The following is a 12,467-nucleotide window of genomic DNA, read 5'->3' on the forward strand; positions in this document are numbered from 1 at the left end:
TTGCCATCTTCATGGCCAGCTTTGATCCACGCGGGGACAAAGCTGGCCTCTGTTTTTGGATCTAGGAAGGAGGTCGATATGCCCCTAAATTTTAATAGTCGGCGTTTCGCGCTCTTCGTTTTGTTCTTTCTTCCCGGGCTTGGTCACGCCAGTTGGGCAACTCGGACCCCAGCGCTCCGTGATGCGCTAACTGCCTCGACCGAGCAAATGGGTTTCATTCTCTTTGGCCCTTCCATTGGGTCACTGTCAGGCATCCTGGCATCTGGAGCGCTGACTACGCGATTTGGAACGAGAAACGTCATCCGCCTTGGTCTTCTCACGCTCTCCGCAGGGCTCGCTCTGACGGCATTGAGTGCCGAAGGCGAACTCGCCGCTCTTGCCTTTGCTGGTCTCTTCCTATTCGGAATCGGTGTGGGCTGGATGGAAGTCGCCATCAACGTCGAGGGGGCGCTCCTTGAGGAGATTTCAGGAAAGTCGATCATGCCAGCTTTGCATGGTTGCTTCAGTCTGGGGACTTTTGTGGGCGCCATGATCGGGATGGGGATGTCGCACCTGGCGGTCTCAGTAGTTGCTCACGTTTCCGGGATTGCAGCAGTAACCCTGTGCATCACGCTATATTTCGTTCGCTTTGTGCCTGTTCATAAATCATCGCCAGATCATGCCAGCAAACAATCCTCTTTCGGCGCGGTGATTGTCAAGGAACTCAAAGACCTGAGGTTGATGCTCATCGGCCTCTTCGTTCTTGGCTTGGCTCTTGCCGAGGGATCGGCCAATGATTGGCTCCCGTTGCTGATGGTCGACGACTATGGAGTCAGGCAGCCGATTGAATCGGCAGTATTCGTCATTTTCGCATGCTCGATGACAATTGGACGCTTTGCCGGTGGCTTCGCAGTGGATCGATTTGGTGAGAAGGTCGTCGCGCGTATGAGCGCAGCATCGGCAGCGGTGGGCTTGCTGCTAGTCATCATCGCACCCCATCCTTTAATTGCGGCAGCTGCGGTTGCATTTTGGGGGCTTGGAGCTGCCCTTGGCTTTCCGCTTGCTATCTCGGCGGGAGCCAGCTCCGGAAGAAATAGTGCGGTCCGTGTCAGCTTGGTGGCGACAATCGGATACCTTGCGTTTTTGGTTGGGCCGCCGTCGCTTGGCCTCCTGGGCGAGCATTTCGGGCTCAGAATTGCGTTTCTGCCAGTGTTCGGGTTGGCATGCATAGCGATCCTAGCCGCAGCTAGCATCGGGCGCAGACGCGGTTCCACAGAGAGCCAATTGGGCGAAGCGGCGTGAGCTTCCCAAATCTTTCAGTTCTTGAGTTGGGGCTCGGCCCAGACTAGTGCGATCGCGACTCTAGTTCCATAATTAATATTATGCAATTCCTGTTTATAACAGGGTGGGTTCTAGCTTGAAGTGCGACTTGCGAACGATAACAATGAGTTATCCCAAGCAAGGAACCCGTCATGCAACGCAGCTACTCGCATATTGACTTGGATGAGCGGCGCAAGATCGCGCGCTGGCGTATGGCAAATATTTCTGTCGAAACTATCGCCGAGAAACTTGGCCGTCACCGTTCAACCATTTTCCGTGAGCTCAAGCGCAATCAGTTTAACGATGATGAGATCAAGGATCTGACCGGTTATTACTGCACGGTTGCGGATCAGAAAGCGCGTGAGCGGCGATCGCGGCAACGCAAGCTCATTCGTTTTGCTCATTTGCGTCAATCGGTTGTCGACCGCATAAGCCATGGGTGGTCACCACAACAGATTGCCGGCAGAATGCGGTTGGAACGTCACCCCATTTCTGTCAGCCATGAAACGATCTATCAGTTTGTCTATTCTGCCGAGGGTCGGAAAGATGGGCTTTGGAAGTATCTGCCCGAGCGCCGTACCAAACGACGGCCACGACATGCAAGACGACGTCATGGACGCCGTTTTTCGCCGGAACTGAGCATCCTGCACCGTCCAGACGTAGTGGCCAAACGCAAACAGTTTGGGCATTGGGAATGTGATTTGATCCAGTTTCGCAAGAAGTTCGGCAAGGCCAATGTAACGTCTCTGGTCGAACGGGTCAGCCGCTTTACCGTCCTGTTGCGCAACAATGATCGTCAGTCCCGTGCTGTCATGAATGGACTGATTACCGTGCTGCAACCCCTTCCCCATATTGCACGCCGGTCGATCACCTTTGATCGAGGCACCGAGTTCACGCAATGGGCTTATCTGCAGGCCGGTATCGGATCGCAAACATGGTTTTGCGACCCACAATCACCCTGGCAAAAAGGCACTGTCGAAAACACCAACAGACGCACCAGACGCTGGCTTCCAAGAGACATCGACCCGCTGGCAATAACTGACCGGGATCTGACATTCATTTGCAGTCGCCTCAACAATACGCCGCGCAAATGTCTGGGTTACAAAACACCGGCAGAGATCTTCCGTCAAAAACTTGTCGCAAACAGACATCGCTATGAATAAACTCATACCGAAAAGTCGCGCTTCAGCCTGAATTCACACCATGATCTTTTTTGGCAAAAAAACTCAGATACTTTCTGGTTCTATGGCTCTGTGTTGGTTTCCATGCGGAACTGAGCCGGTTTTTTTCCACCGAGAAGTGAGCCACCTCTGACTATGGTTTTATGATTGGGTTTTGATCAAGGGATTGGCTTTTTCTCCTTTCTTGTTTGCTGCGGCTGCCGAACTGGCCTTGAAGCGGAAGCTGTCATTACCTGTTTCCAGGATATGGCAGCGATGGGTCAAACGATCGAGCAATGCCGTCGTCATCTCGCCGTGGCCGGAAAACCGTCTTCATCCCCAAGCGCGCCCGCTCGGGTATCGGCCGGCGGTATCTACTCGCAAGATCAATATGTTGAGAAGTGTCGCAATTCAGCTTGCGGAACCTTTTCAACTTAAGGTAACCATTGCTGTGTCAGGGCTGATGCAACGGAGGGGGAAAGTTGCGTCTGAAAGAACTATCCGATCACGATCTACGCGCCGAGTTTGATCGCAGCCGCGATGACATGGTTCGTCTTGAGGAAATCAGCGGTGCGCTGAAACCTCGAAGTTCCGACGATGCCATCGAACTCCACATGGAAGTCCTCAGCCTGCTAAGGAGACTGAGGAAGGCATCCAGCTCCTCAACTCCACCGGCCCCGAAAAGACATTGGAATGCAACGTTCCTATTGAAGCGCGGTCTGCACACTCCGGATGGAAGGCCACTCCACCAGTACCGGATGACCGATCAGGAATACGCCGAGCTCAGGGAGAGCCTCCGCGTGTCCACCCGACGGTTGCTGCAGGAGGATGGGGCGGCGGCGAGTATGTTCGTCGCCTTCTGCGCGGAGTGGTTTCGACGCGAGGCGATGACATTATTCCTGAAGTGGGACTCTGTTGCCATTGAAATTCTCCGCGACGTTCCGGACCGTACGAAAAGGAACCTCACAAGGATTGGCATCGGATACTGGAAGCGGCGTCTGATACGATCGGAAACCAGTCGTGAATTCCTTCTTACGCTTGCGTTAGAAGGAGGGATATCTGCACACCTTCTAGCAGATGGGGGATCGACGTGGCTTGCCGACTACCTGCGAACAATCATGCGATTTGCCCTAACAGGGATCGATCGCGAGCACATCCGTGGATTTGCTCATGATATGTCATGGAAGGTGCCTATTTCATATCGGCAGGAAGGATTCGTCGACCTCTGCTGCGAACTCATCGTCGAACTGGTCAAGTGGCGCAAAGCACTTGATCAAGCGCCATCGAACATCGATCCCGTACGATATCTTGATGCGCATAGCCCGGACTGGAAGGAAAGTCTTCCGATCTACATGTCTGCCGAGCACGATGAGATCGCTCGGAAGCTGTTAGGTGGCCTTCTCAACGAGAAGGTTGGCGCGATCTCCGGTTCGGGGATCGGCGCTGACCGATACCTCTGCTTCGATGGGGAAAAATGGCAACCGGCACTGCTTTTGAACGCTGAAGGTGAAGTGCCAGCTAGCCGGATGGCGGCAATCCCGCTGAATGGCAGGTGGAAAGCCAGTCCTTCCGGATCCCTTGCGAACTTCCTTCCAAGCCAGATCGCGCTGTTTGAGCCTCCAGTTGAGGGTAGTCATGCGTGGCGGGTGCGTCCGCTGGTATCGCTAGGGAAGCTCATTGTTGGCTTTCCATTGAACGAAAGCGTAATGGCCAATCTTACCTGTGGATCGGAGGCAATATCCGTTGTCTGGCCCAAAGGCGCGCCTGTCACGTCGCAGATTGCAACATTCATTCCGGACGAGGGATCGGATCCGGCACAACCCAGGAAGATGAGGCTTGCAAAGACGGGATCCGCCAGTCTGCCCCCTCCTCTCGTTTACGTTCTAGTGCCAACTGACTGGAACGCGACGGCAGCCGAAGGGACGGCTCTTGGGCAGACTTGGTCCGTCGACAACGGCCACACACTTCACGCCGTATCCGGCACCGTATACTTCGCCAGACCCGGCGCTGCGACCGGAGAGCACTACCGCGTCGAGGCCGGAAAAGACGAGCGGCAAGAGAGCCTGGAAATATTGTCGTCGGCGTCGACTGCGATCCACACGGACGACGAATTCGAACTCTGCGAAGGATCGGTCAGCTTCAAGATTGCTTTACCAGTCGGATCACGTCAGCCAAGGCGCGGCGAACTCCAGTATCGACGACTTGGAGACGTGTGGAAGCCAGTTCCTGATGGGAGACTGTCAGAGCACGGGCTTTTCGATGTTTCCTGGCGAGATCCGGTTGCGGACATACAACTGGAACGACGACGCATTGCAATCCTGCCCGCTGGAGCCAAGATTCAAGGTCGGATGACGAGCGCCACCGAGGGTGTGATCACGTTTGAATCCCTGCCCAACTGGAACGTCGAGCTTTCCGGCGACATGAACCTGACCGAACAATCCGCCGAGGGATTGAAATTCTCTTTCGTTGGAAAGCCCCGCTACAAAGTCGCAGTCATTTTGCGAACATCCGGCGGCCAATCCTTGTCGGCCACCGTTACCCTCAGAGGCCGTGAGGCATCTATCATCCTCAGCGATGGGAAAGTTGCCGCGGCCGGGCAAGAGATCGATATCACCGCACTACGCGGTGCGATTGCGGTGTCGCCACACACGACGACGCTGACAGTCGCTCCTCGTGTCTCGAAATCAAATTCACTCCAGTTCAAGTTTGCCGACGAATTTCCTTTGTCGGCTCTGAAGCGCGTGATGGAGGAGTTCATTGCACAAATCGGGGATCAGGATGCAGTGTTGGAACTCGATTTCCTTGGTGACTCTCGTAAGCCGATCTGCCTGAAGCAATACCGTTACCGGCGGCCGAGTAAGCTCGATGGTGCTGTGGTGTTCTCCTCCGAATTCACCGAACAGCCCGTTGCGCGAATGATCATGAATCCTGAACGAGAGCATCTCCTAAGGGCCACGGCAGACGGCGCGTACGAGATCCCGGACTGGTGTAGGGGGCCTTGTCTTGTATACTTGCGTGACGGTCCAGATGTCGTATCCCGTCCATTGCTTGTTCACTTGCAACTGGACCAGGCTCCGAGAACACCATTGCAGTCCGCTCTTGCACAGCAGGAGTTCCCGAGGCTTGTGTCCGAACTGCAGGTGGCTGTAGATCTCTTGATAAAAGGACAACTCCCCACCGAAGACGTCAGATTCCTAGTCGAACTCGTATGCTCACTGAACGGGCTTCCGGCATCGGCATTCGAGGTGCTGAAACAGATCGCTCTCCAACCTCGTGCCCTGCTCCGTTTGCTATTGTCTGCGGCGACGGACGGTGAACGCCAGGCTATATGGAATCTGCAGGAACAACTGCCGTTTCTTTGGCTGACCATTCCTTCCAGCGCATGGGAAGAAGCTTTCATCACCACCCGTGATGCGCTCGAATCTGCTCTTTCGATACTCCCCGAAGGAATGCGACAGACCCTGCTTATCGACCAACTCAAATCGATGCGTGCCAGCGTTCTTGCACTCGAACCGGGATTGGATCGAGTGTTCGTGAAATTCGGCTTTCCGGAAACGGCGATGCCTACGCTTGAGGATGTCCTTCAGAATTTCGTGCGGGAACAGAGGATGTTTGACGACGACACTGCGATATCAGCCAAGCGGAGGGATCCAGTTCTCGAGCAGGTCGTGACCGCAGGAATAAGGCTGCCGACCATATTCCATAACTTCAGTGTCGGTGACTTCGACGGAGTGGTAGCGCCTGTCGCATTGGCTGCCGCATCTCGAGGAATGCTGAAGATCACCCTATCCAGCGACATCCTACTGCGAAAGGCTCTTCGCGAGCACGGCAGGTACGTTTCATTTGCATACGCGCACATCATGCGCCATTTCGAGGTTACACATTGAAGCCGTTTGCCACTCTCTCCGAGATTCGTCGTCGCTCCGCCGAAGCAATCATCTCCCAGTCCGGCATTCGAGACACGCATCTCGTCAATCATCTGCGGCAAGTTTTCAATGCTGAGACCGCTGCCGCCGGCGGGTTGCTTCAACAGCCAATAGTCGAGGGCGCACACCCATTCGTTCCGGCCGCGGTGAACATGGCTCGCGTTCCTTCGAATGTTCTGCATCCTCGTTTCGTCGAAGCCATAGATGGACTGGCTGAAGGCAGCGACTATCGGTTTCCGAAGACCAGACGCCCGTTCAGACACCAGTTGGAAGCTTGGGAGCATCTCTCGAAGCAAGGCCACCCGCAGTCGGTTCTTGTCACGTCTGGCACAGGCTCAGGAAAGACGGAATGCTTCCTTTTCCCAATCCTAAGTGACCTTGTATCGCAGGCAATCGGCGGCAAAGGAACGATCGAGGGGGTGCAGGCGATAATGCTGTACCCCCTCAACGCTCTGATCGAGAGCCAGCGCGAACGGTTGTCGGCATGGACTCGTCCATTCGGTGGAAGCATTCGATATTGCCTCTACAATGGTGACCTGCCGAACTCGCAGCCCGAAAGCTTGAAGCGCGTCACTCCGGAACAGCAGATCGATCGAGAGCAGCTCCGATCAACCCCGCCACCTATCCTTGTGACGAACGTGACGATGCTCGAGTACATGCTCGCGAGGGCCGAAGATCAGCCGATCATCGAAAGATCCAAGGGTAAGCTAAAGTGGATTGTCCTAGACGAAGCGCATTCACTGGTAGGTGCCGCAGCGGCGGAGATAGCCTTGCTGCTTCGTCGAGTCCTTCTGGCATTCGACTGCAAGCCTGAGCAGGTGCATTTCGTCGCTACGTCCGCGACCATCGGATCCGGGGACGACATCAAGAACCAGTTGAAACGATTCCTCGCGGATGTCGCCGGGATCGCGGACGCGAATGTGCATGTGGTCGAGGGCGAAAGGCAGCTTCCAGTTAGACCTGCCTCTCGGGCGAAACTACCGAGCTCTGATAAACTTGAGGCAATGACCGGTGGTGAGCTGTTCAATGCACTCGCATCGGATGACACGGCGTGGGATTTCGTTGCGAACAAGCTGTTTGTTCGCCCTCAAACATTGGCGGAAATGGAAAACGTCGCGAGGCGGGTGGGACTCGATGCTGAACGCTTTATGAGCTTCCTGGCGGATGCAAAACGGGCCAACCCGGAAACTGGCGAGTCTGAAAACCTTGCACCGATGAGGATTCATGGATTCGAGCGTGCCGTTCCCGGTATATGGAGCTGCGTCAATCCCAACTGCAGGAGCGCACCGGCAGGCTGGGGATTCGGAGAAGTTTTCATCGACCCGAGAGACGCGTGCCCGACATGCTCCGCGCCCGTGCTTGAAATCATAAGTTGCCAGGAATGTGGCGAGGTAGTCCTTGAAGCACACGACGATGCGGCGAACGATAGGATTCAGTCGACGCGTCGCGGCGTCGACTCTGATGAATTCGAGTTCGAAGCTCTTCGTGATCAGGATGACCCAGAAACAGATGACGAAACTCAAAACGAGGAGACGGTCGACGAAGCCTATCCTGAGGTCCGAAGAACAATCCTTCTGCGGCCTGAGGGGGCAACGGGATTTCGACCTCTCCATCTCTCGACCGACGGATGGCAGACCAGGCCGGACAAAGACACTGACACCGTGACGGTGTCGTATGAAGAGAAGGCTGACTTCTGCCCCTGCTGCGGAAAGACTTCTACCCGAGGTGTTGATAGCCTGCTCAGGCCTGCCCGCTTCGGTGCGCCGTTCATGATTGCCAACGCGGCTCCGATCCTTCTGGAGGGGGTGGATCCTGGTCGGGTAGATATTTCGGTCCCATCACAGGGGCGTCGACTTCTATCCTTCACTGATAGTCGTCAAGGTACTGCGCGGATGTCGGCAAAGATGCAGGCAGAAGCCGAGCGAAACTTCGTCAGATCATTTGTATACCATACGGTTCAGCACTCGATATCTATCGTGCCCCAGATTGATACTACGGCGCTCAAGGAGGAGATCGCAGGGTTGGAAGCGGTTCTGGCTGCCACGCCGATCGTCGCGGTACAGAACATTCTCGAATCCAAGCGGCGTGAGCTTGCCGATGCTGGTGCCGAGCGTCTGGAGGGAATTGCGTGGAACGAGATGGTCAGCCGCCTCAGCGAAAGAAGCGAGGTTGATCGGTGGCTGAAGGAAGTGTGGGTACCTAGAGATCCTCGTCTATTCAGTGGCAGCGTGGAACTCGCGGAATTTCTTCTTCTTCGCGAACTCGCCAGACGTCCGCGAAAAGCCCTATCTCTTGAGACGCTTGGAATGGCGCGCCTACGTTTCCCGGTGATAGATAGCCAGCAAGTGCTGCCCACGCCATTCGCACGGCGAGGGAAAACCATCCATGACTGGCGGGCATTCCTCTACGCGATCACCGCATTCTTCATGCGAGGTAACGCGGCAGTTTCGGTTCATGGTGATCTGATGCATTGGATCACGCCCCGCGCCAAGACCAAGGGAATCCTGAGTCCCGGTGCGAAAACGCTTGGTGATCGCCGAAAGCTGGCATGGCCAGGTGTGCCACGAAATCTGGCCATGCCCTCAACGCCGCAAGCGTTGTTGCTGAACGGTCTTGAGCTTGATATCACGCTTGCCGATCACCGGGCTGATATCGAAGAATGCTTCGACAGGGCTTGGCACAACCTCCTGCCTTTGTTCAGCGATGACCCGGATAAACGAGCGCTGGACCTGCGGAAATCCTTTGTCGCTCCTGTTACTGACGGATTCCTATGCCACACAACACGCAGGATTCTCGATTTCGCGCCGTTTGGCACCAGTCCTTTCGCACAGGGCACACAGCGGTCGAAACCCAGTCTCGCTGAACCTGTCCAATTACCGCGGCACCCTAAACCCCTTCTCGGCGAGACGGATCTTGCGGTCGCCCGGGTAGAAATTGGGCATTGGCTCGAAGAGGCGGAAGCTGTTACGGGCCTTCGAGCATCCGGAGCATGGAACAATATCTCGGACCGTGTCGCGCTCTTCGCGGAATATGCACGATCCGCCGAACACTCAGCTCAACAGGACAGCGCCCTTCTGCGCACGTACGAACAGAAGTTCAAGGATGGCGAGGTCAACATCCTGAACTGCTCCACGACCATGGAGATGGGCGTCGATATTGGTTCTGTGTCCACGGTCATGATGACCAACGTGCCACCTTCCGTAGCTAGCTATAAGCAACGGGTCGGTCGTGCCGGTCGACGTGGTCAGGCTTTCTCATTGGCCTTCACCTTCTGCCGTGATCGTCCCTTGGACAGGGAGGCATTCGTTTCTCCGATCAGTTACCTGAATCGATCGATCGCCGCGCCTCGGGTCGCCCTGAGCAGCCGTCCCATTGTACAACGACATGTGAATGCTTTCCTGCTGCGGCGGTTCATGGTGGGGCGCGGCGGAGACCCGATCCGGATGACGATCGGCGCATTTCTTGGTGCGCCGGCTGCCGTGGGCGAACGACGCCTACTGCTGGAGCAGCGTCCGGTCGAGCATTTCAAGGAATGGCTGCGGGCACCTACGACGGCAACGGCCATCGAGATCGAACTGAAACGTCTGGTCAAGCATTCGGTGCTTGAAGGCGAGAAAGTGATGATCGACTCCTGCCTTCAGGCGGTCACGGATCTTGAGGAGCTGTTCCAGAGTGAATGGGACGGCCTCCAGGCTCTTGCCAAGGATGAGGGCGTGAAGGGTGCTGGTCGCAGCAGAATGGGAATGGAACTTCAGAGGCTCTGCGACGAATTTCTGCTCAGTGCACTGGCTGACCGTGGGTTCCTTCCTGGCCACGGCTTCCCTACCGGGGTAGTGACGTTTCTTCCCCATCGCTCAAAATCGGATCATCCGACGGATGGTCGACGTGCAACTAGATTGTCCGGCCCTCAGAGGTCGCTTGATCTGGCGATCGGGGACTATGCGCCAGGATCAGAGATCGTTCTCGATGGATTGGTGCACAAGTCCGCCGGTGTCCTGCTAAACTGGAAGCGGCCTGCGACGGAGGAGAACATCCGAGATGTACAAAGCCTAAAGTTTCACTGGAATTGCAAACGTTGCGGAACGAGCGATTCCGGACGGACCAAGCTCACCGCGTGCCCAGCATGCGCCGGGCCTGTCACCAGCACGCAATATCTGCGGCCGGCAGGTTTCTCCGTCGATGTTCGAGACAAGGTTCATGCCGAAACGGATATGATTTCTTACGTGGCACCAGAGGAGCCAAGCGTTTCCGTTCGCGCAGCTCCCTGGGTTTCGCTTCCCATTCCCGAACTCGGTCGTCTGCGAAGCACCCGCGAGGGTGCTGTCTATTACAGCAATCGCGGTTCGATGAAGAATGGCTATGCTCTCTGCCTTCATTGCGGTAGAGCCGCGCCGGATCACCCGGTTCTTGACACGGGAGAGATAGATCAAGCCACGCCATCGCCTCTATCAGGTCACGCACCACTTCGATGGAAAAAGGACGAAAACGCCCTCATTTGCGAAGGTAACAGTAACGCGTGGTCAGTCCGGCGGAACATGGAACTTGGCTACGAGATAACGACTGATGTATTCGAGATCCAGCCATCGGCTTCTCTGAGCAAGGCGAGTGCCACGGCGCTGGCAATTGCGATCCGCGAAGGTACTGCTCGAGTCCTTGGGATCGAAGCGGACGAGATGGGTTTCGCCACCAAGACATCGGAAGGATTTCTAGGCGGCCGTGCAGCCTCATTGCTCGTGTTCGACAGGGCGGCAGGAGGTGCTGGTTTTGCAGCCTCGATCCCTGGGCATCTCTCAAAGGTTCTATTCGAAGCCACGGAGATACTTGATTGCTCAAATCCTGGCTGCACGAGCGGCTGCGCGGCCTGCGTCCTAGTTCGCGATGCTCCATTCGAGCTAGGTTCGCTCGATCGGACCGGAGCCCTACGTTATGTACGGCAGCACCTCTCGTTTGACTTGGAATTGAACCAGGAGGATCGAATATCGAAGGACTCGGCGATCTCAACATCCCTTCTAGATGAAGTCGAGCGAGTGCTGCGGGAAGGCTTGAAGCCGAACTTGCAGATTTACCTGCCTGCACAGACAGATGCCGGCGAACTTGCCGCTTGGCCCCTTATTTCCGTGCTCGATAGGTGGCGGCTACATGGCCACACAATTGAATTTGTGGTGTCTCAGGAGTTCTTGAGGGCGAGCGACACGGCGGGGCGGCTCGCTTTGTATGACTTGGGCAAGAGGTTTTCCACGAATACTGCGCCGTTCCCCATTCTAGTCGGGGAAACTCCTGTCGTTGGCAGCGGAAGCATGGTCGGCATTGCTGTGGATACCGGCGGCAAAAACTTGGTTTGGGCGTGTATGGACGAAAGTCCATGGCTTCCAGGCGAAATGTGGGGAATCCCAGTGGCTCGGCCCATCGTCAGAGGCTCGGTCAACACATCTCGTGACGCTAGTCCTCTAAACGAAACTGCACTTCTTCCGTCGCCGGGGTCGAAGTATGAGACCATCACGACCGAACTCGATCGCCCTGCAACGCTGTTTGGTGCTGCGATGGCAAATAGGATCCGGAGTCTCGTTGCCGTGATCGGTGTCACAAAAGGTCTGAAGGCGACATCGATCCGGTATAGTGATCAATACGTCCGGTCGCCGCTCGTGGCCAAACTGTTCATCGATACGGTGGCTGATCTGATGAAAGGATCACCTCACGCTGTCGAACTCCTCACCTCGCCTCCAGCTCCTCGTAACAACATGCAATATAGGGTCTTCGATGATTGGCGTGATGGAACGGAGGCGGAGCAGACGATTCTCGCCTATGCGCAGGAGAAAGGCCTGAGTCTGAAGGTTAAGTTCGAACAGATCCCGCACGCAAGGTACATGGATATCACGTTCGAAGGCGGCATCAAGGTGACGCTGGTTTTCGACCAAGGCTTCGGGGCATGGCGGACCACGGCAAGTGGTGGAAGCATGCGGCATGATTTTGGAGCGCCGTTGTCCATTCAGGCGAAGGCGCTTGGTCGCCTATCGATACCCCTCGTCCGCAATGGACACGGATCGACCTACATAGTGGCATCACGCACGAAGTGAGGCCGAAA

4 protein-coding genes and 1 pseudogene are annotated in these 12,467 nt (G+C 55.9%); 4 read left to right on the forward strand and 1 reads right to left on the reverse strand.

Going from position 1 to position 12,467, the window contains the following annotated elements; all coding sequences use genetic code 11:
* The first annotated feature begins 78 nt into the window (after window positions 1–78).
* Together ABWW11_RS21105 and ABWW11_RS21110 are read left to right on the forward strand one after the other, a co-directional pair.
* Window positions 79–1,281 (forward strand): MFS transporter, encoded by a 1,203-nt coding sequence (locus tag ABWW11_RS21105; RefSeq protein ID WP_319081046.1) that lies wholly within the window; start codon window positions 79–81, stop codon window positions 1,279–1,281.
* A 170-nt stretch (window positions 1,282–1,451) separates the two neighbouring features.
* Complete coding sequence (locus ABWW11_RS21110) at window positions 1,452–2,462, forward strand: IS30 family transposase (RefSeq protein ID WP_319081047.1); 1,011 nt, start codon at window positions 1,452–1,454, stop codon at window positions 2,460–2,462.
* A gap of 159 nt (window positions 2,463–2,621) precedes the next feature.
* Here ABWW11_RS21110 and ABWW11_RS21115 read toward each other — a convergent pair.
* Window positions 2,622–2,780 (reverse strand): annotated as a pseudogene (locus ABWW11_RS21115) (ATP-binding protein); the annotation flags it as partial.
* 161 nt (window positions 2,781–2,941) lie between these two features.
* On the opposite strand from ABWW11_RS21115, the gene ABWW11_RS21120 reads away from it, so the two are divergent.
* Both ABWW11_RS21120 and ABWW11_RS21125 read left to right on the forward strand, forming a co-directional pair.
* The gene (locus ABWW11_RS21120) at window positions 2,942–6,346 is read left to right on the forward strand and encodes an STY4851/ECs_5259 family protein (RefSeq protein WP_319080588.1); all 3,405 of its coding nucleotides are present in this window, start codon (window positions 2,942–2,944) and stop codon (window positions 6,344–6,346) included.
* The gene (locus ABWW11_RS21125) at window positions 6,343–12,459 is read left to right on the forward strand and encodes a DEAD/DEAH box helicase (RefSeq protein WP_319080589.1); all 6,117 of its coding nucleotides are present in this window, start codon (window positions 6,343–6,345) and stop codon (window positions 12,457–12,459) included. The genes ABWW11_RS21120 and ABWW11_RS21125 overlap by 4 nt, the downstream gene beginning before the upstream one ends.
* The last annotated feature ends 8 nt before the right edge of the window (window positions 12,460–12,467 follow it).

The sequence above is a fragment of the Brucella sp. NBRC 113783 genome (assembly GCF_040372265.1).
In the GTDB taxonomy this organism is placed as follows: Bacteria; Pseudomonadota; Alphaproteobacteria; order Rhizobiales; family Rhizobiaceae; genus Brucella; species Brucella teleogrylli.

Excerpts from the sequence above, each read along its gene's own strand:
- ABWW11_RS21105 (WP_319081046.1), top strand. The coding sequence starts at position 79 with ATGCCCCTAAATTTTAATAGTCGGCGTTTCGCGCTCTTCGTTTTGTTC.
- ABWW11_RS21110 (WP_319081047.1), top strand. The coding sequence starts at position 1,452 with ATGCAACGCAGCTACTCGCATATTGACTTGGATGAGCGGCGCAAGATC.